General features: G+C 66.5%; 17 protein-coding genes. 12 read left to right on the forward strand and 5 right to left on the reverse strand.

Annotated features, from left to right (window positions below):
* Nucleotides 1-108 precede the first annotated feature (108 nt).
* From ybaL to yihA, 7 genes are all read left to right on the forward strand, one after another.
* The gene (ybaL, locus tag V5F84_RS07165) at nucleotides 109-2,049 is read left to right on the forward strand and encodes a YbaL family putative K(+) efflux transporter (RefSeq protein ID WP_394046041.1); all 1,941 of its coding nucleotides are present in this window, start codon (nucleotides 109-111) and stop codon (nucleotides 2,047-2,049) included.
* A gap of 165 nt (nucleotides 2,050-2,214) precedes the next feature.
* Nucleotides 2,215-2,349 carry a 50S ribosomal protein L34 gene (gene rpmH, locus V5F84_RS07170; RefSeq protein WP_348846609.1) on the forward strand — a complete coding sequence of 45 codons (135 nt, stop codon included), beginning with the start codon at nucleotides 2,215-2,217 and terminating at the stop codon, nucleotides 2,347-2,349.
* A 24-nt stretch (nucleotides 2,350-2,373) separates the two neighbouring features.
* Nucleotides 2,374-2,754, forward strand: a complete 381-nt coding sequence (gene rnpA / locus V5F84_RS07175) for a ribonuclease P protein component (protein ID WP_394046043.1) — start codon at nucleotides 2,374-2,376, stop codon at nucleotides 2,752-2,754.
* A complete protein-coding gene (gene yidC, locus V5F84_RS07180; protein ID WP_394046045.1) occupies nucleotides 2,751-4,592 on the forward strand; it encodes a membrane protein insertase YidC in 1,842 nt (613 codons plus the stop codon). Before rnpA ends, yidC begins: the two co-directional genes overlap by 4 nt.
* Nucleotides 4,593-4,752: 160 nt before the next feature.
* On the forward strand, nucleotides 4,753-5,319 hold the full coding sequence (locus V5F84_RS07185; protein ID WP_509277176.1) for a YceI family protein: 567 nt from the start codon (nucleotides 4,753-4,755) through the stop codon (nucleotides 5,317-5,319).
* Nucleotides 5,316-5,885: a cytochrome b gene (locus V5F84_RS07190; RefSeq protein WP_394046049.1), complete on the forward strand. Its 570-nt coding sequence runs from the start codon at nucleotides 5,316-5,318 to the stop codon at nucleotides 5,883-5,885. Before V5F84_RS07185 ends, V5F84_RS07190 begins: the two co-directional genes overlap by 4 nt.
* A gap of 55 nt (nucleotides 5,886-5,940) precedes the next feature.
* Nucleotides 5,941-6,597 carry a ribosome biogenesis GTP-binding protein YihA/YsxC gene (gene yihA / locus V5F84_RS07195; RefSeq protein ID WP_394046051.1) on the forward strand — a complete coding sequence of 219 codons (657 nt, stop codon included), beginning with the start codon at nucleotides 5,941-5,943 and terminating at the stop codon, nucleotides 6,595-6,597.
* Nucleotides 6,598-6,820: 223 nt separating this feature from the next.
* Here the strand turns inward: yihA and V5F84_RS07200 are convergent, their stop codons facing one another.
* Entirely contained in the window at nucleotides 6,821-7,012 is a 192-nt protein-coding gene (locus V5F84_RS07200) for a hypothetical protein (RefSeq protein WP_394046053.1), read from the reverse strand.
* Nucleotides 7,013-7,112: 100 nt separating this feature from the next.
* Entirely contained in the window at nucleotides 7,113-7,796 is a 684-nt protein-coding gene (locus V5F84_RS07205; RefSeq protein WP_394014807.1) for a cold-shock protein, read from the reverse strand.
* A 408-nt stretch (nucleotides 7,797-8,204) separates the two neighbouring features.
* On the opposite strand from V5F84_RS07205, the gene V5F84_RS07210 reads away from it, so the two are divergent.
* The gene (locus tag V5F84_RS07210) at nucleotides 8,205-9,896 is read left to right on the forward strand and encodes a SulP family inorganic anion transporter (RefSeq protein WP_394046055.1); all 1,692 of its coding nucleotides are present in this window, start codon (nucleotides 8,205-8,207) and stop codon (nucleotides 9,894-9,896) included.
* Nucleotides 9,897-9,951: 55 nt separating this feature from the next.
* Here V5F84_RS07210 and V5F84_RS07215 read toward each other — a convergent pair whose 3' ends face one another.
* Entirely contained in the window at nucleotides 9,952-10,854 is a 903-nt protein-coding gene (locus V5F84_RS07215; RefSeq protein WP_394046057.1) for a LysR family transcriptional regulator, read from the reverse strand.
* A gap of 186 nt (nucleotides 10,855-11,040) precedes the next feature.
* Here V5F84_RS07215 and wrbA point away from each other — a divergent pair, with 186 nt between their 5' ends.
* Nucleotides 11,041-11,640 (forward strand): NAD(P)H:quinone oxidoreductase, encoded by a 600-nt coding sequence (gene wrbA / locus V5F84_RS07220; protein WP_394046059.1) that lies wholly within the window; start codon nucleotides 11,041-11,043, stop codon nucleotides 11,638-11,640.
* 47 nt (nucleotides 11,641-11,687) lie between these two features.
* Here the strand turns inward: wrbA and V5F84_RS07225 are convergent, their stop codons facing one another.
* Entirely contained in the window at nucleotides 11,688-12,668 is a 981-nt protein-coding gene (locus V5F84_RS07225) for an aldo/keto reductase (RefSeq protein ID WP_394046061.1), read from the reverse strand.
* 343 nt (nucleotides 12,669-13,011) lie between these two features.
* Nucleotides 13,012-13,614 carry a CarD family transcriptional regulator gene (locus V5F84_RS07230; protein ID WP_394046063.1) on the reverse strand — a complete coding sequence of 201 codons (603 nt, stop codon included), beginning with the start codon at nucleotides 13,612-13,614 and terminating at the stop codon, nucleotides 13,012-13,014.
* A 502-nt stretch (nucleotides 13,615-14,116) separates the two neighbouring features.
* Between V5F84_RS07230 and ahcY the strand changes: the two genes are divergently transcribed.
* The 3 genes from ahcY to V5F84_RS07245 all read left to right on the forward strand — a co-directional run bounded on the left by ahcY (nucleotide 14,117) and on the right by V5F84_RS07245 (nucleotide 19,036).
* Nucleotides 14,117-15,514: an adenosylhomocysteinase gene (ahcY, locus tag V5F84_RS07235; protein ID WP_394046065.1), complete on the forward strand. Its 1,398-nt coding sequence runs from the start codon at nucleotides 14,117-14,119 to the stop codon at nucleotides 15,512-15,514.
* A gap of 404 nt (nucleotides 15,515-15,918) precedes the next feature.
* Nucleotides 15,919-17,805 (forward strand): potassium transporter Kup, encoded by a 1,887-nt coding sequence (locus tag V5F84_RS07240; RefSeq protein ID WP_394046067.1) that lies wholly within the window; start codon nucleotides 15,919-15,921, stop codon nucleotides 17,803-17,805.
* 193 nt (nucleotides 17,806-17,998) lie between these two features.
* Complete coding sequence (locus V5F84_RS07245; RefSeq protein WP_394046069.1) at nucleotides 17,999-19,036, forward strand: putative bifunctional lysylphosphatidylglycerol flippase/synthetase; 1,038 nt, start codon at nucleotides 17,999-18,001, stop codon at nucleotides 19,034-19,036.
* Nucleotides 19,037-19,106 lie beyond the last annotated feature (70 nt).

Here is a 19,106-nt window from a genome sequence, read left to right on the forward strand (position 1 = left end):
CGCCATACCGTTTGGGCTAAGCTGAGGGCGGGTCCTCTCCAGGCCTCCCATCGCCGCCCGTCCGGGCGGTTCCTCGCACCATCAATGCCTTAGCGCCGGAGCCCGAACGTGCCGCACGCCACTCCCCTGATCGCGACCATTGTGATGGCCTTCGTCCTGGCCTTCATCCTGGGGGCGGTGGCGCAACGGCTGCGGGTGTCGCCCCTGGTCGGCTATCTGCTCGCCGGCATCGTCGCGGGTCCGTTCACGCCCGGTTTCGTCGCCGACCAGCATCTGGCGACCGAGCTCGCCGAGATCGGCGTGATCCTGCTGATGTTCGGCGTCGGCCTGCATTTTTCGCTGAAGGACCTGCTGTCGGTGAAGGCCATCGCCATTCCCGGCGCGGTGGTGCAGATCGCGGTGGCGACCATCCTCGGCATGGGGCTGGCGCATCTGATGGGCTGGAGCCTCGGCGGCGGGCTGGTGTTCGGCCTCGCCTTGTCGGTCGCCAGCACGGTGGTGCTGCTGCGGGCGCTCCAGGAACGCCGCCTGCTGGAGAGCGAGCAGGGGCGCATCGCGGTCGGCTGGCTGATCGTGGAGGACCTTGCCATGGTGCTGGCGCTGGTCCTGCTGCCGGCCATGTCCGGCGCGCTCGGCGGGCGCAGCGTGGCCAATGGCGAGGCGCTGGCGCTCTTCGGCTCGTCCGATATCGAATATACGCTCGGCCTGACGATCGGAAAGGTCGCGGCGTTCGTGGTTCTCATGCTGGTGGTGGGCCGGCGGGTCATTCCCTGGATCATGCACTGGGTCGCCCACACCGGGTCGCGCGAACTGTTCCGCCTTGCCGTTCTGGCGATCGCGCTGGGCGTCGCCTATGGGTCGGCTTTGCTGTTCGGGGTGTCGTTCGCGCTCGGCGCCTTCTTCGCCGGCATGGTTCTGAGCGAATCCCCGCTCGCCCATCGCGCGGCGGAAGAAACCCTGCCGCTGCGGGATGCGTTCGCGGTGTTGTTCTTCGTGTCCGTCGGCATGCTGGTGGATCCCACCATCCTGCTGCGCCAGCCGCTGGAATTGCTCGGGACGTTTCTTGTGGTCATCGTCGGCAAATCGGTGGCGGCCTATCTGATCGTGCGGGTGTTCGGCTATGAGAAGCTCACCGCCCTGACGATTTCGGCGAGCCTTGCGCAGATCGGCGAATTCTCCTTCATCCTCGCCGCGCTGGGCGTGGATCTCGGCCTGATGCCGGCGGCGGGCCGCGACCTGATCCTCGCGGCGGCGATTCTCTCCATTCTCATCAATCCGTTCTTCTTCTTGACCCTGGACCGGCTGCGGCCGCGCCTGACGCGCAAGACGGCCGAGCCGGCGGTGGAGCGCCGCCCCAAGGACCAGCCGGCGGCGCTCGTGCCCACGCATCAGAGCGGGCACACGGTGCTGGTCGGCTATGGACGGGTGGGCCGGCTGATCGCCGAGGGGCTGCGCGGCGGCGGCATCCCCTTCCTGGTGATCGAGGACGGCGGAGACGCCGTGGAATCGCTGCGGCGCGCGAACATCGAGGTGCTGCCCGCCAATGCGGCGGCGCCGGAAGCGCTCGCCTCCGCGAATCTGCCGGGCGCCCGGCGGCTGATCCTGGCGATTCCCGATGGCTTCGAGGCCGCGAGCGTCCTGCGCAAGGCGCGCGCGCTCAATCCGGGGCTGGAAATCATCGCCCGCGCCCATTCCGACGCGGAAGTGGAGCATCTGCGCCAGGGCGGGGCCGGCTTTATCATCATGGGCGAACGGGAGGTTGCGCGCGGCATGCTCGCCTATGTGCTGCGCGACGGCACCGACGATGCGCCCTCCAGCATCGGCCCGCTGCCCGGCGGCCCGGTCCCGCCGGACTCAGCCGCGCCCCTTGGTGGCGCAGAAGAAAATGCCGCCGCTGCGGCCGCGCCCACGGCCGAAAGTGGCCCTGCCCCGGTGGCCCAGAATCCCGAGGCGGAGGGCGCGCCGGCCCCCGCCGAGACGCGCGAAACCGCCGTGGATCCGGCATCGCCAACCGGGGACAGTGCCGGGCAACCGTCCCAAGGGCGTTGACGCGCAGCCCTTCGCCGCCTATAAGCCGAGCCCGAACTCGGGCGGCTCCGGCTCCTGGGACCTTGCCTTATACCCGATTGACATCGGGTGGGCGCCAAAGGCTTCGGCCGATGGAAAGGGTTCAGGATAGCGGATGTCGCCGTCAAAACTCCGGAGACAAGAACCGTGAAGCGCACCTACCAACCGAGCAAGCTCGTGCGCAAGCGTCGGCACGGCTTCCGTGCGCGCATGGCGACGATGAATGGCCGCAAGATCATCGCTGCCCGCCGGGCACACGGCCGCAAGCGCCTTTCGGCGTGATCTGCGCCTGCGGAGCTGTTCATCTTGGATCGGCTCCTCAAGCGGCGTGATTTTCTAGCCGCGGCAAAGGCAGAACGTGCCGGTGTCGCGGGCTTCCTGTTGCAGGGGCGTGACCGCAAGGACCAGGGCGAAGCCCGGATCGGCCTGACGGTCACCAAGAAGGTTGGCAATGCCGTCGTGCGCAACCGCATCCGCCGCCGACTGCGGGAAGTGGCGCGGCAGGTGTTGCCGGCAAAGGCCCGCCCGGGCTTCGATTATGTGATGGTGGCGCGCCTGCACGCCTTGCACGCGCCCTTTCCGGATCTGGTGCGCGATCTTGAGCGCGCCGTGTCCCGGCTGCATGGCGCCGGAAAGCCAAGAACCAAAGAAACGTCCGCCCCCGCCGACGGAGCCCGCCCGGCATGACCGACAATCGCAATATGTTCATCGCCATCGGCTTGTCCCTGGCGATCCTCCTCGGCTGGCAATATTTCATCGGCATTCCGCAGGCGGAGAAACAGCGGCAGGCCGCCGAGCAGCAGCGTGTGCTTCAGCAGGCGCAGCAGCAGGCCGAGCAGCAGAGCCAGACCCCGGCCGCCTCCGCGACCCCGGGCCCGGATGGCGTGACGGCGCCGGCGAGCCACGCGGCCGGTGCCCCCGGCCGGGCGCTGACCCGCGAGCAGGCGCTCGCCCTTTCGCCCCGCGTCGCCATCGACACGCCGCGCGTGAAGGGCTCCATCTCGCTGAAGGGCGGCCGCGCGGACGATATCTCGCTGGCCGAGTATCACGAGACCGTGGATCCTACGAGCCCGATCATCGTGCTGCTTTCCCCTTCCGGCGCGCCCAATCCCTTCTATGCGGAATTCGGCTGGACCTCGGCGCCCGGCGCCTCGGTGACGCTGCCCGGTCCCGATACGGTGTGGACCGCCCCCGCCGGCGCGACGCTGACGCCCAATGCGCCCCTCGTGCTGACCTATGACAACGGCCAGGGCCTGATCTTCAAGCGCACGTTCGCGATCGACGAATTCTACATGTTCACGGTGAAGGACGAGGTGGTGAACAATGCCGCCGCCGCCGTGACGCTCTATCCCTACGCTTTGGTGTCGCGCCACGGCATTCCCCACACCCAGGGCTTCTATATCCTGCATGAAGGCCTGATCGGCGTGCTGGGCGATGCCGGCTTGCAGGAAGTCACCTACGCGAAGATGGACGCGGCCAAGCCGAACCTGTTCAAGTCCACCGGCGGCTGGCTCGGCATCACCGACAAATATTGGGCCGCGACCGTCATTCCCGACCAGAGCGTGGCGGTGGATGCGCGCTTCTCCACCTCGACGGTCGGCAATGTGCCCACCTTCCAGGCGGATTATCTCGCTGCCGCCAAGACCATCGAGCCCGGCACCACCGCAGCGTCCGAGTCGCGCCTGTTCGCCGGCGCCAAGGTGGTCGCGGTGGTGGACGGCTATGCCACCCGCTATGGCATCGACCGCTTCGACCGCCTGATCGACTGGGGCTGGTTCTATTTCATCACCAAGCCGCTGTTCCAGGTGATCGACTGGATCTTCCACGTGGTCGGCAATTTCGGCGTCGCCATCCTGATCGTGACGGTGCTGCTGAAGGGGATCTTCTTCCCCCTCGCCAACAAGTCCTACACCTCGATGGCCAAGATGAAGGCCCTGCAGCCCGAGATGGTCGCCATTCGCGAGCGTTTCGCGGATGACAAGGTCAAGCAGCAGCAAGCCACCATGGAGCTGTACAAGAAGGAGAAGATCAATCCGATCGCAGGCTGCCTGCCGATCGTGATCCAGATCCCGGTCTTCTTCGCGCTCTATAAGGTGCTGTTCGTGACCATCGAAATGCGGCACGCGCCGTTCTTCGGCTGGATCCGCGACCTGTCGGCGCCCGATCCGACCACCGTTTTCAACCTGTTCGGCCTGATCCCGTGGGATCCGAGCAGCGTGCCGGTGGTCGGCTCCTATCTGATGCTCGGCGCCTGGCCGCTGATCATGGGCGTGACCATGTGGGTTCAGATGAAGCTGAACCCGGCTCCGCCGGATCCGACCCAGCAGATGATCTTCAACTATATGCCGATCATCTTCACCTTCATGCTGGCCCATTTCGCGGCAGGCTTGGTGATCTACTGGGCGTGGAACAACACCCTCTCAGTGCTCCAGCAGACGGCGATCATGAAGCGCAACGGCGTCAAGATCGAGCTATGGGACAATATCCGGAGCGTCTTCAAGAAGAAGGCGCCAGCCAAAGGATAAGCACCAGATCCTTCCGGCCCTGTTCCGTGTAAGACCTGAAGCGCTCCACCTGGCGGTGGGGCGCTTCACTCATGTTTGATGCCCGCTGCCGCCGATGGCACGCTTACGCCTTAGATCCGCACGCTGGAAAGGTATGGTCCGTCCATCGCGAATGAAGGGCATGATGATGCTGAAGGTTCTCGGATGTATAGGCCTTCTGCTCTGCGCGGCCCCCGCGGCCGCGGCGCCCGTCGCCTTTTCCGTGGATCCGGCGGCGACGCGGATCGGCTTCGAGGTCGGCGCCAAGGGATATCCGGTGACCAAGGGGGTATTCCGCACCTTCTCCGCCGACCTCAACATCGATTTTGACATGCCGGCGCGCAGCAAGGTGATGTTCCGCGTGGGCGCGAACTCGCTGGATACCCAGGCACCGGCGCTGGACGAATATGTGCGCGGACCCGGCTTCCTGGATTCGGCCCGCTTTCCCGACATCACCTTCGTATCCACGCGCGTGCGCAAGCTCGACGACACGACCGTGGAAGTGGTCGGCAATCTCACTTTGCTGGGCGTGACCCGCGAGCAGGCGTTCGACGTGAACGTGGCGCAGCACCACGCCGGCAGTCGCGATGGCTTCGCCTTCCAGGTGGAAGGGGCGATCCATCGCTCGGATTTCGGCATGACCGGCGGCTTGCCGCTGGTGTCGGATGACGTGCGCATCACGGTCTATGCGCAGGCCGCCGCCCGATGAGCGGGCAGGGGGCTTCGGCGGCGATGCCGGAGCGGTGGAGCCTGCCGCTGCGGTGGCTGCATTGGGCGATGGCCGCGCTGCTGATGGCGCTGCTCGGGCTCGGCCTGGCCATGGCCTATGGCACGTTCGATCTCGGCCAGACCTTCGCCTTGTACCAATGGCACAAGTCCCTCGGCGTCCTGATCTTGCCGCTGGTGGCGCTGCGGCTCGCACTGCGCCTCGGAACGAGGGGTCCTCGCGCAGCGCCACGCGGGAGCGGCCGCGCGCGCCTCGAAGCTGCGGCCGCGCGCATGGTGCATACGCTGTTTTATGTGCTGATGGTCGGCGTGCCGCTCACGGGCTGGCTGGTGGTCTCTTCATCGCCGCTGCATCTGCCGACGCGGCCGTTCAATCTTTTCACCTTGCCCGATCTCGTGGCACCGAATGCGGATCTGTACGCGACGGCGAGCCTGCTGCACGCGGTCTTTGCCTATCTGCTGCTGGCGGCGCTCCTCCTGCATGTGGCCGGGGCACTGAAGCATCGGTTCGTGGACCGCGACGCCACCTTGCATCGCATGAGCCTGTGACGGCCATTGCGGCGTGAGGCTTGCGAAACCCGCCGGTCCGGCGGATAAGCCGTGCATGACCGAGCCTTCGACAGACCTGGACGCGCAATTCCTCGAACAGGGGCGGCTGTTGTTCGCCGCCGAATGGAATTTCCTCACCGCCGCGCCGACGGTGGAATTCCTGCCGCCCATGCTGGGCCTCGAGATTGCCTTCGCGGGCCGGTCCAATGTGGGCAAATCCAGCCTCGTCAATGCGCTGACGGGGCGCAAGACCCTGGCGCGCACGTCGGTGACGCCGGGGCGCACGCAGGAGCTGATCTTTTTCCGCGTGGGCCCGCAACTGACCATGGTGGACATGCCGGGCTACGGCTTCGCCAAGGCACCCAAGGAGAAGGTCGAGGCCTGGACGCAGACCATTCTCGACTATCTGCGCGGGCGGGTGAACCTGGCCCGCGTGTTCGTGCTGATCGACGCGCGCCACGGCATCAAGCCGGTGGACGAGGATGTGCTGAACCTGCTGGACAAGGCGGCGGTGTCCTATGCCATCGTGCTCACCAAGGTGGACCAGGTGAAGCCCAGTGCCTTCCCGGAACGCCTCGCCGAGACCGAGGCGAAGATCCGCAAGCGGCCGGCGGCCTATCCGCATGTTTTCGCAACCTCCAGCCATACCGGCGCCGGGCTTCCGGAATTGCGGGCGGCGGTGGCGAAGCTGCTGGTGGAGCGGGCGAGCTGAGGCATCCGCCGGGTCCGGCGCAAGCGTTCCATGGGGCTGGGAAGTGCCGGTACCCGTTCGGCCGAGAGGGGGGCGCTGATGGCGCGCCGTGAGGGACGACCCGCCGCAGGGTCGGCCTCGTCAAATTCGCGGAACATGCCCGCAATCGGCCGGCCCTTTATCGAGCCGGTTGCCGGAGGCACACCACGGGTAAGGTGAGAGTGCCATGCCCGGCGGGTGTCGTTCAACGCCTGGGTGCGGTTTCCTGAAGCAGCGCTTCGGTTGCGGCGATGGCGCCTTCCAATTCGGAAATCTTGCGCAGTGCGCCGTCCGAGGGAAAGGTCGCGGACCGGGCGGCGTTAAGAAGAAGCTCGCGCTGGGCCGTCTTCAATTTATCGAGGAGCCCCTGGAGGTCTGCCTCGGCTTGCTGCGCCATTTTTACGCTGTATCCCTTGCATATGCGATAACGGGCGCGACCTCACAGGTCACGCCCGTCTCGAAAAGCGAGGCGGGAGATCCCGCCTCAAATTCTGTGATCAGTCGGCGACTTCGATGCCGCGGGCTTCGGGGCCCTTGGGGCCCTGACCCACCTGCACCACGACGCGCTGGCCTTCGGCCAGATCGGCCAGGCCGGAGCGGGACACGACGGTCACGTGGACGAACACGTCCTTGCCGCCGCCTTCGACGGCGATGAAGCCGAAGCCCTTATCGGGATTGTACCACTTCACGGTGCCGACGCGCTCTTCCGTGGGGCCGGAGGCCGCACGCGGACCGGCACCGGCGCCAGCGCCGAAGCCGCCCGAACGGGGCGCGCCACCAAAACCGCCCGTGCGTTCACGGCGGGGAGGGGCTGCCTCGGCGGTCGAGGTGTCGACTTCGAGCACTTCGGTGACCTGGCGGCCCTTCTGGCCCTGGCCGACGCGAACGCTCAGCTTGGAGCCCGGAGGAACGCTTTCCTGGCCGGCGGCCTCGAGGGCCCGGGCATGCAGGAACACGTCGCCGGAACCGTCGGAGAGCTCGACGAAGCCGAAGCCCTTCTCAGGGTTGAACCACTTGACGGTGGCGTCGATTGGCGGACCAGACGGAGCCGGAGCACTGAAGCTGCTGCTCGGCGAAGAAAAGGGGCGGTCGCCCCCTCCAAAACTGCTGCGCGGCGGGGCGGCGAAGTCGTCATCAAAGCCACGACGGCGCGGCTCTCGGAAGTCTCGGTTACGGCTCATGTGTATTTCCGTTGAGGTCAGGTCGCCAATACTGGCTAGGGCCATCCACCATTGCTAAACTTGCTGATGCGTGCTGAACACGTTTTGGAACAACTCAAAAGAAGTTTCAAAACACCCTCAAGTCCGCTACCCGTTTCTCGCCTCGCAGCCTAATGGACACAGCCAAATTGCTTCACGGACCGTTCTAGATGCGCGCTACAAATCGGCATTCTAAACACTAACACACTTCTGTGACGATTTGGTACATGAATGTTTACCCCACCGCGCCCAAACTTAGTGCTAGGGAGCCGTGTTCCTGCCTGGGCCGCGCTTCGAGGCCTCGACGGGCATTGATGTTGCCCCGATTTCCCGCCGGCGTGCGCTCGTTTTCTCGCATACCGGCCCCGGGGCCGATATGGGGAACATGAGATGACCGATGTGGCAGGGCCCGTTGCCGGCCAGGGAAGGCGGTCCCAGAGGCAGGGTTTCGTTCCAAAGCTCGTCACCGCGCTGGCGCAGGGATATCGTTTCGCCGACCTGCGGGCCGATGCGGTCTCCGGCCTCACCGTCGCCATCGTCGCGCTGCCGCTGGCCATGGCGCTCGCCATCGCTTCCGGCGCGAGTCCCGACAAGGGCCTGATCACCGTGGTGGTGGCCGGCTTCATCATCTCGGCCTTCGGCGGCAGCCGCTATCAGATCGGCGGCCCCACCGGCGCGTTCGTCGTGGTGGTGGCGAACGTGATCGCCGCCCATGGCTATGACGGGCTCATCATCGCCACCCTCATGGCCGGCATTATCCTGATGGTGGCGGGATTTGCCCGGCTCGGCAATTTCATGCGCTATATCCCCGAGCCGGTGGTCACGGGCTTCACCGCCGGCATCGCGGTCATCATCTTTTCCAGCCAGGTGAAGGATTTCTTCGGCCTCACCATCGCCCATCTGCCGGCGGAGTTCATCGGCCAATGGACCGCGCTGATCACCGCGGCGCCCACGGTTTCGATCGCCACGGCGGCCTTGTCCGTCGCCGCCCTCGCCCTCATCCTCATTCTGCGGCGCGTGGCACCCAAGGCGCCGGGATTCCTCATCGTGGTGCTGCTCGGCTCGCTCGCGGTGATGTTCCTGAAGCTGCCGGTGGACACCATCGGCTCGCGCTTCGGCGGCATTTCCGGCGCGCTGCCGGCGCCGAGCTTCCCGACGATCACGTTTGCGCGCATCGGCGACCTGCTGCCGAGCGCCCTGACCATCGCCTTCCTCGCCGGGGTCGAAAGCCTCCTGTCCGCCGTGGTGGCGGACGGGATGACCGGCGGCCGCCATCGGCCCAATGCGGAGCTGGTCGCCCAGGGCCTCGCGAACACCGCCTCCGCCCTGTTCGGCGGCCTGCCGGCGACGGGGGCCATCGCGCGCACCGCGACCAATATCCGCGCCGGCGCCCGCACCCCGGTGTCCGGCGTGATGCATGCGGTGTTCGTGCTGGCGGTGATGCTGCTGCTGGCGCCGCTCGCGGTCTATGTGCCGCTGGCGAGCCTTGCCGCCATCCTCATGGTGGTGGCCTGGAACATGAGCGAGATCGGCAAGATCCGCCATCTCATGAGCGCCCCCATCGGCGACCGCCTGCTGCTGCTCTCCACGCTCGGGCTGACGGTCGCGGTGGATCTCACGGTGGCGATCGCGGTGGGCGTGGTGCTGGCGGCGGTCATCTTCATGCATCGCATGGCGGAAATGACCCGTGTGGAGGCCTTTTCCGGCGCCGAGGAGGGCGAGGGGGACGTGCGCGCCCTGCTGCCGCCGGGTGTGGAGGCGTTCGATGTCAGCGGCCCGCTGTTCTTCGGCGCGGCGGCGCACCTCTCCGAGGTATTGGACCAGATCGGCCAGATGCCGCGCGCGTTCATCCTGCGCATGGAAGAAGTGCCGATGATCGACGCCACCGGGGTCGGCGCCATCGTCGAGTTCGTCCGCCGCTGCCGGCATGGGGGGACGCAGGTGATCCTGTGCGGACTGGCGCCGCAGACGGAACAGGTGCTGCGCCGCATGGGCCTCGCGCCGGATGGCGACGCCGTGCGCTGGGCGGCGAATTTCGAGGCGGCGCTCGCGATGTCCCAGCCGGTGGCCGCCGCGGCCTGACGGTGCGGAATGATCGCGCCGCCGCACCTGCCCGGCGGCGCGCGTGCACGCGCGTCTAGCCCTGCCGCGCCTGCTGTTCGAACCGGGCGATGAGCCACGCGCCGGCGGGACCCGGCGGCGTATCGGTGCGGTAGATGGCTTGCAGGGCATAAGGCGCGCCCTGGGCGTCGGGCATGTCCAGCTTCACCAGCCGGCCGGATGCCAGATCCTCCCGCACCAGCGGCAAGGGCATGTTGCCCCAGCCGATGCCCTCGCGCAGCAAGGTGTGCTTCGCGCCGAGATCGGCGAGCCGCCACGTGCGGGTGCCGATGACGCCGAGGTCCATGCCCTCCGTCAGGGGGGAGCGGTCGGTCAGCACCAGCTGGACATGGTCCCGCCCGGCGCCCGGCGGATTGTGCCGCGCCTGCGCCAGCGGATGGCCGGGCGCCGCCACCGGCACCAGATCCACCGCGCCGATGCCGATCCGCTCCAGCCCGTCGAGGCCGAAGTCGAGCGGGCCGCTCACCCCGATGCTCGCCTGCCGGGTGAGGACCATCTGCGTCACGGCGCCGAGCGCTTCCACATAGAGGCGCAGCGTCACGGTCGGGAACGTCGCGTTGAAGGCCTTCAATGCATCCACCACCCGCGCGGCGGGAAGCATGACGTCGAGCGCGAGATGGATTTCCGATTCCAGCCCGTGCAGCAAACCCTTCACCTTGGCGCGCAGGGCGTGGACGCCATTGGCCAGCGCACGCGCCTCGCCGAGCACGGTGCGTCCCGCCTCGGTGAGCCTGGGCTTCTTCGTGGTGTCGCGATCGAACAGGGAAACGCCGAGCTGGGCTTCCAGATTGGCGATGGAATAGCTAATGACCGAAGTCGCCCGGCCGAGCTTGCGCGCCGCCCCGGCGAAGCTGCCGGTTTCGACCACGGCGAGGAACACCGCCAGCTGGTCGAAGGTCGGTGTGCCGGGATCGGCCATGGCATGTCCTCGCTCCGGCGTCGCGCATCCTTGCGACGGGCATGGCACGGCCGGGCCGCGACGGGATGCTATTCGAGAATCTCGATCATTATCGTTCAGATTATTCGGCTAGATCCAGAAGTTTGAGAGTGCGAATGTGCGGCCACTTTCCGCGGCACGCGCCGCTTTCCGCCTCTGGAGGCCGAGATGGCTAAGGTTCTGGTTCTCTATTATTCGTCCTACGGCCATATCGAGACCATGGCCCATGCCGTGGCCGAGGGGGCCCGCGCCGCCGGCGCCCAGGTGGACGTGAAGCGCGTTCCGGAGACCGTGCCGGAAGAGATCGCCAAGGGTGCCCATTTCAAGCTGGACCAGGCGGCCCCGGTCGCCGCCGTGGCTGACCTTGAGCATTATGATGCGATCATCATCGGCACCGGCACGCGCTTCGGCCGCATGTCGTCGCAGCTGGCGGCGTTCCTGGATCAGGCGGGCGGCCTGTGGGCGCGCGGCGCGCTGAACGGCAAGGTGGGCGCGGCCTTCGTTTCCACCGCTACCCAGCACGGCGGCCAGGAGACCACCTTGTTCTCCATCATCACCAATCTGCTGCATTTCGGCATGGTGGTGGTTGGCCTGCCCTACAGCCACCAGGGGCAGATGAGCGTCGACGAGATCGTCGGCGGCGCGCCCTACGGCGCCACCACGATCGCCGCCGGCGACGGTTCTCGCCAGCCCTCCGAGATCGATCTTGCCGGCGCCCGCCACCAGGGCGAAATCGTCGCCAAGACCGCCGCCAAGCTGTTCGGCTGATCCGATGCGGGCGGCGGTCGAAACCGGCCGCCGCCCCTTATTCGAGCCTATTGGAAGCCGGCCACCCGGTGCGGCACGTAGGGCGCTTCCAGCGTGGCGATTTCCGCCTCGGTGAGGGCGAGCGACAACGCCGCCACCGCATCCGTGAGGTGGTTGGGCTTGGACGCGCCGATGATGGGCGCGGTCACGCCTTTCTTCTGCGCGAGCCAGGCGAGCGCGACCTGGGCGCGGGGTACGCCGCGCGCCTTGGCGATCGCCTCGACCGCCTCGACCACCTGCCGGTCCGCCTGGGCGGTGTGGGCATAGAGATTCTTGCCGACCGCGTCGCTTTCCTGCCGCTCGCTGGTCTCGTCCCAGGCGCGGGTGAGGCGGCCGCGGGCGAGGGGGCTCCAGGGAATCACCGCGATGCCCTGGTCGGCGCACAGGGGCAGCATTTCGCGCTCCTCCTCCCGGTACAGCAGGTTCAGGTGATCCTGCATGCTGACGAACGGCGTCCAGCCGTTCGCCCGCGCGGTGTAGAGCGCCTTGGAGAATTGCCAGGCATGCATGGAGGAGGCCCCGATATAGCGCGCCTTGCCGGCCTTCACGATGTCATGCAGCGCCTCGAGGGTCTCCTCGATGGGTGTCGTGTAATCCCAGCGGTGGATCTGGTAGAGATCCACGTAATCCGTACCGAGGCGGCGCAGGCTGGCGTCGATCTCGTCGAAGATCGCCTTGCGCGAGAGGCCGGCGCCATTGGGGCCGGGCCGCATGCGATTATAGACCTTGGTGGCGAGCACCACATCCTCGCGCCGCGTGAAATCCTTGATGGCCCGCCCGACGATTTCTTCCGAATGACCGTCGGAATAGGTGTTGGCGGTGTCGAGGAAGGTGATGCCGAGCTCCAGCGCCTGGCGGATGAGCGGGCGGCTCTGCTCTTCATTCATGGTCCAGGCGTGGTTCCCGCGATCGGGCGCGCCATAAGTCATGCAGCCGAGGGCGAGGCGCGAGACCTCAAGTCCCGTGCGTCCGAATTTTACGTAATCCATGGTGCCGCTCCTGTCGCCGCCGTGCTGTCCGAAGCGTAGCGGCGGCGATGCTAATCGATGAGCCACGAAATTCGGGATACCCCTTGAAGGCGCGCCAACAGATCGCCGGCATCGCCGCCACCTGCTGAAACAGAGGATTGGCTCAGCGGAGGTTTTCAGTCCCGACCTGTGATGGGGGTAGGCGAGTGTGAATCGCCGGGGCGCGATTGTCCATTGTGCCGCAGCGGCAAGGCGCATGCATCGAGCCGGGCCCGACGGGCGTCGGCCCAAAAGAAAAGGCCCGGCGGATGCCGGGCCTTGATGTTCGATACGCGGGGCGCGAACGCAAGCGAGGCCGCCGCGCTCAGGCGGCTTCTTCGGCCTCAAGGTCGGTGTCCGCGTCGGCTTCAGCCTCCACGTCGGCTTCCTCGCCCTTGGCAGCGCCGCGGCGGGGGCCCTTCTGGAGATTCTGCTCGATCATCTTCACCGCTTCGGTGTCGGTGATGTTCTCCACCGCCGAAAGCTCGCGCGCCATGCGGTCCAGAGCGGCTTCATAAAGCTGGCGCTCGGAATAGGACTGCTCGGGCTGGGCATCGGAGCGGTAGAGATCGCGCACGACCTCGGAGATGGCCAGGAGATCGCCGGAATTGATCTTCGCTTCATATTCCTGGGCGCGGCGGCTCCACATGGTGCGCTTGACGCGCGCGCGACCCTTGAGAATTTCCAGCGCCTTGGCGACAACGGGAGCCTCGGACAGCTTGCGCATGCCCACCGTGGCCACCTTGGGCACCGGCACGCGGAGCGTCATTTTGTCCTTCTCAAAAGATATGACAAACAGCTCGAGTTTGAAGCCAGCGACTTCCTGCTCCTCGATGGCCATGATACGACCGACGCCGTGCGAGGGGTACACGATGTGCTCGCCCGTCTTGAAACCAAGGCGGGCCTGGGCGCTCTTTTTTGTCGACATGCTCTTGACCACTCCTGACCCGGCCAGCGGCCGGATCGTGTTGGCGCGCGAGCGCTCGTTTCCGGTATGACCCGGGCGATGGCGCACCTTGCGCTGGCGACTGGGCCGCGGCCGGTACGCCCGACGGCCCGCTCATGTCAGTCGATGACTACAACCTCGCGTAAGCACCCAAACCGCCTTCGCGGCCGGATGCCTGATATCTCGCCCCAATGTTCCCGAGAATGCGCTATTAAATGCACGCGCGACGCGGCTGGTTGGAAAAGCAATCGACTGTAAAGGCTTGTATAACACAAAAACCGATGAAATCAAAGCGCTGCGCCGGCTTTCGCGGCCCGCCTCGCGCAAGGCACGCATGCGATGCCTTAAGGCGGTGGCCGATCTGGCTTTTCTCACATATAAGCATTTCTTTATATGTTGATTGCCCATCGGTGGCGCCCGTGCTAGAGGGCTGCCCATAAGATGAGACGCCCTGCACCGGCAGGTCGCAGCACGGAGAGACGACATGACCGCCGATTATGTGGTGAAAGACATCAATCTTGCCGACTGGGGCCGCAAGGAACTGGACATCGCCGAGATCGAGATGCCCGGCCTCATGGCCACCCGCGCCGAATACGGCCCGAGCCAGCCCCTCAAGGGCGCGCGCATCGCCGGCTCGCTGCACATGACCATCCAGACCGGCGTGCTGATCGAGACGCTGAAGGCGCTCGGCGCCGATGTCCGCTGGGCCTCGTGCAACATCTATTCGACCCAGGACCACGCCGCCGCCGCGATCGCCGCCGCCGGCATCCCGGTGTTCGCCGTGAAGGGCGAGAGCCTGGAAGACTATTGGGAATACACCCACCGCATTTTCGAATGGGCCGATGGCGGCGCGCCGAACATGATCCTGGACGACGGCGGCGACGCCACCCTCCTGGTTCACCTCGGCAAGCGCGCGGAAGCGGGCGACACCGCCTTCCTCGACGGCGCCACCAATGAGGAAGAAGAAGTGCTGTTCGCGGCCATCAAGCGCCGCCTCAAGCACAAGCACGGCTGGTACACCCAGCTCGCCAATTCCATCCGCGGCGTGACGGAAGAGACCACCACGGGCGTGCATCGCCTCTATGAGATGCAGAAGAAGGGCACGCTGCTGTGGCCCGCCATCAACGTGAACGACAGCGTCACCAAGTCCAAGTTCGACAATCTCTACGGTTGCCGCGAGAGCCTGGTGGACGGCATCCGCCGCGGCACCGACGTGATGATGGCCGGCAAGGTCGCCATGATCGCCGGCTTCGGCGACGTGGGTAAGGGCTCGGCCGCCTCGCTGCGCAATGCCGGCTGCCGCGTGATGGTCTCCGAGGTCGATCCCATCTGCGCCCTTCAGGCCGCCATGGAAGGCTATGAGGTCACCACGATGGAGGATGCCGCCACGCGCGCCGACATCTTCGTGACCGCCACCGGCAACCTCGACGTGATCACCGTGGACCACATGCGGGCCATGAAGGACCGCGCCATCGTCTGCAACATCGGCCATTTCGACAGTGAAATTCAGGTTGCCGGCCTGAAGAACTTCAAGTGGCACAATGTGAAGCCGCAGGTCGACGAGGTGGAGTTCACCGACGGCAAGCGCATCATCCTGCTGTCCGAGGGCCGCCTCGTGAACCTCGGCAACGCGACCGGCCATCCGAGCTTCGTGATGTCGGCCTCGTTCACCAACCAGACCCTGGCGCAGATCGAGCTGTTCACCAAGCCGGGCGTGTACGACAAGAAGGTCTACACGCTGCCCAAGACCCTGGACGAGAAGGTCGCTTCGCTGCATCTCGAGAAGATCGGCGTGAAGCTCACCAAGCTGTCCGACCAGCAGTCCGCCTATATCGGCGTGCCGCAGGAAGGCCCCTTCAAGCCCGAGACCTATCGCTACTGAGCGCGGTTCGGCCGGCGCCTCGGCGCCGCGCCGCCATGCGTGCGTGATCATGCATGCGTGATTCTGTGCCCCGGTGCTCGCGCGAGCCCCGGGGCACAGGCGTTTCTGGGGCTTGCGCCATCTTGTCGCCGCCGGCCGGCGGGCCGCGCGCGGTGCACCTGCTCCAATTGGGATTTATTCGCAGCCCTTAGGGCAGAGACCCGCATTGTCATCATTCGCGAAGAGAGCTAGGTGTGAAGCGGCTGCGGCTCGCTGCGGTCGCGCGCTGCTGGGGGGCTGCCTTGGACGGTTATGACCATCGATCGCGGCGCGCGGGGTGGCGCCGAAGCGGCTGTTCGGGCTGCTGTCTGCGCCGCTGTTCCCTTCTGTCCCGGCCCCCTCGTTAAGCGCGCGGATCCAGCGACATGTCCCTGAGTGTGAGCCGCGAACGAAAACGTATTCTGCCCTTCGCCGCCGAGATCGGGGCGCTGGGCGTGGTGTTCGGAGACATCGGCACCAGCCCCCTCTACGCCCTCAAGCAGGGCGTTCTGGCCGTGGGCGGCACCAATTTCCTGCCCGACGACGTGCTCGGCCTGCTCTCGCTCATCACCTGGAGCATCATTCTCTCGGTGACCGTCAAATATGTCATGCTGGTGCTGCGCGCGGACAATGACGGGGAAGGCGGCATCCTTGCCCTGGTCACGCTGCTGGACCTGCACCGCAGCGCGCTCGGCCTGCGGTGGTATCTGCTCGCCGCCGGCCTGCTCGGCGCGGCGATGCTGATCGGCGACGGCGTTTTGACCCCGGCCATGTCGGTGCTCTCCGCCATCGAGGGGCTCGGCGTCATCGCCCCGCAACTGAACCAATGGGTGGTGCCGCTGACCGTGGCGGTGCTGCTCGGCGTGTTCCTCTCCCAGCGCGCGGGCACCGACAAGATCGCCAGCTTCTATGGCCCGATCATGCTGATCTGGTTCAGCGCCATCGGCATTCTCGGCATCTATGGCATCGTGCGCGCGCCCGAGGTGCTGGTGGGGCTCGATCCGCGCCACGGCCTGCGGCTGCTGATCGAGCATCCCGGCCTTGCGGGCGTGATCCTCGGGGCGTGCTTTCTCGCCATCACCGGCGGCGAGGCGCTCTATGCCGATCTCGGGCATTTCGGCCGCAAGGTGATCGCGCGGGCCTGGCTGGTGGTCGCCATGCCGGCGCTGCTGCTGAACTATTTCGGCCAGGGCGCGATCCTGCTCACGGATCCGAGCGCGGTGCGCAATCCCTTCTTCGACCTGTGCCCCGACCCGCTCGACATCCCGCTGCTGCTGCTCGCCACGGCGGCGACGGTGATTGCCTCGCAATCCATCATCACCGGCGTGTTCTCGCTGGCGAAGCAGGCGATCGAGCTTGGCTATCTGCCGCCCATGCGCATCCGCTACACCAGCGAGCACAATGAGCAGCACATCTATGTGGGGCGCCTCAACTGGCTGCTGATGATCGCCTGCATCGCCGTGGTGCTGGGCTTCGAGGCGTCCGACCGCCTCGCCTCCGCCTATGGCATCGCGGTCGCCTTCGCCATGGTGACCACCTCGATCCTGTTCATCGCCCAGGTGAGCCGTGCCTGGGGCTGGCCGAAGCCGGCGGTGATCGCGCTCGGCGTCTGCCTGCTCTCCCTGGATGCCGCCTTCGCCACCTCCAACCTCACCAAGCTGCATGACGGCGGCTGGCTGCCGCTGACCATCGCCGGCATCGTGATTTTCGTCATGGTGAGCTGGCGGCGCGGCCTGGAATCCGTGGTCGCCCAGCAGGTCCGCTTCACCGAGCCGCTCGACGGCTTCGTGGCGCGCAAGGAACGCGCGAGCGACGGGGTGAGCCCGCGCACCGCCATCTTCCTGTCCCGCGCGGGCGCCATGACGCCGGTGGCGCTCTCGCGCATGGCGGACGTGATGAAGATCCGCTTCAACCGGGCGGTCGTGGTCTCCGTGTGGATCGTCGCCCGCCCGCGCGTGTCGCTGGAGGAACGGGTGCGCGTGACCCTGCTGGATGGAACCTTCGTGCAGGTGGATCTGCGGTTCGGCTACATGCAGCAGATCGACGTGCCCTCGGTGCTCGGCCCGGCGCTCAGCGCGCGCGGCATCGACCCGGACGAGGCGATCTATGTCATCGGCCACGAGCGCATCATCCCGCCGGACGAGATTTTCCGCCTGCGCGACGTGGTCGCCCATGTGTTCGCGTTTCTCGCCCGCAATGCGGAGCGCTCGGTGGATCGCTTCGGCCTGCCGCGCGGCCGCACCATGGAAATCGGCTATCCCGTAAAATTGTGACCGCAGCCTGGGCTTGCCTTGGACCGGCCGTGTTGCCGGATTAGGAAATGCTTGCCCGCGCTCCAAACTCGGCAACAAGGCATAGCCGCGAAACGCGTTCCGACGTAAGGGAAAGAGGCCTGAAAGAAACGCACCGCGGGCCGGCACCCCGTGGATGCGGAACAAGAAGTGGCCGGCGGGGAAATGGTGTTTCATGCTTCATGTGAAAATCTGGCGTTTCCTTCGGGACAAAGTGGGCCTGCACGGGCTCGGCTTCATCGCGAGCCTTGTGGTCATCGGATTTGCCGCCGTCGTGCTCTACCGGATGCTGCACAAGCTGAAGTTCGATCAGGTCGTGCTGGCGCTGAAGGAGAAGGACCCGCGGTTCGTCTTCGCCGCTTTCGTGCTGGTGGCGTGCGCGTATCTCACCCTGACCCTGTATGATTTCTTCGCCCTGAAGACCATCGGGCGCACGCGCATCCCCTATCGCGTGGCGGCCATGGCGGGCTTCTGTTCCTATTCGGTCGGCCACAATGTGGGCTTCACCGTCTTCACCGGCGGCTCGGTGCGCTACCGCATCTATTCGGCCTGGGGGCTGACGGCGGTCGATGTGGCGAAGATCTGCTTCATCGCCGGGCTCACCTTCTGGCTCGGCAATATCGCGGTGCTCGGCCTCGGCATCCTGATCCATCCCGATGCCGCCACCGCGGTCGATCAATTGCCGCCGCTGGTGAACCGGCTGATCGGCGCGACCGCCCTCATCGGCCTGTTCGGCTACATGTATTGGGTGAGCGCGGCGCCGCGCAAAATCGGCCGCTCCACCTGGTTCGTCACCTTGCCGGCCGGCAAGTCGACCGTGATCCAGGTGGGCATCGGCATTCTCGATCTCACCTTGTGCGCGGCGGCCATGTACATGCTGATGCCGGCCTCGCCTTATATCGATCCGGTTTCGCTGGCGGTGATCTTCATCACCGCGACGCTGCTCGGCTTCGCCAGCCATGCGCCCGGCGGCCTCGGCGTGTTCGACGCGGCGCTGCTGATCGCGCTGCCGCAGTTCGACAAGGAGGAGATGGTGGGCGCCCTGCTGCTGTTCCGCCTCTTCTATTACATCGTGCCGTTCGCCATCGCCCTGACGATTCTCGGCTCGCGGGAATTGTGGCTCGGTGCCTTGCGCCGGCGCCTGCGCCGGGAAGCGGCGGCGGAGCCGGTCCATGGGCGCCTCCCTACCGGACTGGAATCCCGCGACGGCTGAATTGCAGCCGGCGCGCGGCCGCTCGCGCCACGGCCGCGCCTCGCCTCGGCGATGACACGGCCGGATGCCG

Origin of the sequence: Roseixanthobacter liquoris, assembly GCF_043195135.2 — a bacterium.
Lineage (GTDB): Bacteria > Pseudomonadota > Alphaproteobacteria > Rhizobiales > Xanthobacteraceae > NCEH01.

What these genes read in the sequence shown, in the direction of transcription:
- yidC (WP_394046045.1), top strand. Translation starts at nt 2,751, where the DNA reads ATGACCGACAATCGCAATATGTTCATCGCCATCGGCTTGTCCCTGGCG.
- V5F84_RS07185 (WP_509277176.1), top strand. Translation starts at nt 4,753, where the DNA reads ATGATGATGCTGAAGGTTCTCGGATGTATAGGCCTTCTGCTCTGCGCG.
- V5F84_RS07190 (WP_394046049.1), top strand. Translation starts at nt 5,316, where the DNA reads ATGAGCGGGCAGGGGGCTTCGGCGGCGATGCCGGAGCGGTGGAGCCTG.
- yihA (WP_394046051.1), top strand. Translation starts at nt 5,941, where the DNA reads ATGACCGAGCCTTCGACAGACCTGGACGCGCAATTCCTCGAACAGGGG.
- V5F84_RS07200 (WP_394046053.1), bottom strand. Translation starts at nt 7,012, where the DNA reads ATGGCGCAGCAAGCCGAGGCAGACCTCCAGGGGCTCCTCGATAAATTG.
- V5F84_RS07205 (WP_394014807.1), bottom strand. Translation starts at nt 7,796, where the DNA reads ATGAGCCGTAACCGAGACTTCCGAGAGCCGCGCCGTCGTGGCTTTGAT.
- V5F84_RS07210 (WP_394046055.1), top strand. Translation starts at nt 8,205, where the DNA reads ATGACCGATGTGGCAGGGCCCGTTGCCGGCCAGGGAAGGCGGTCCCAG.
- V5F84_RS07215 (WP_394046057.1), bottom strand. Translation starts at nt 10,854, where the DNA reads ATGGCCGATCCCGGCACACCGACCTTCGACCAGCTGGCGGTGTTCCTC.
- wrbA (WP_394046059.1), top strand. Translation starts at nt 11,041, where the DNA reads ATGGCTAAGGTTCTGGTTCTCTATTATTCGTCCTACGGCCATATCGAG.
- V5F84_RS07225 (WP_394046061.1), bottom strand. Translation starts at nt 12,668, where the DNA reads ATGGATTACGTAAAATTCGGACGCACGGGACTTGAGGTCTCGCGCCTC.
- V5F84_RS07230 (WP_394046063.1), bottom strand. Translation starts at nt 13,614, where the DNA reads ATGTCGACAAAAAAGAGCGCCCAGGCCCGCCTTGGTTTCAAGACGGGC.
- ahcY (WP_394046065.1), top strand. Translation starts at nt 14,117, where the DNA reads ATGACCGCCGATTATGTGGTGAAAGACATCAATCTTGCCGACTGGGGC.
- V5F84_RS07240 (WP_394046067.1), top strand. Translation starts at nt 15,919, where the DNA reads ATGTCCCTGAGTGTGAGCCGCGAACGAAAACGTATTCTGCCCTTCGCC.
- V5F84_RS07245 (WP_394046069.1), top strand. Translation starts at nt 17,999, where the DNA reads ATGCTTCATGTGAAAATCTGGCGTTTCCTTCGGGACAAAGTGGGCCTG.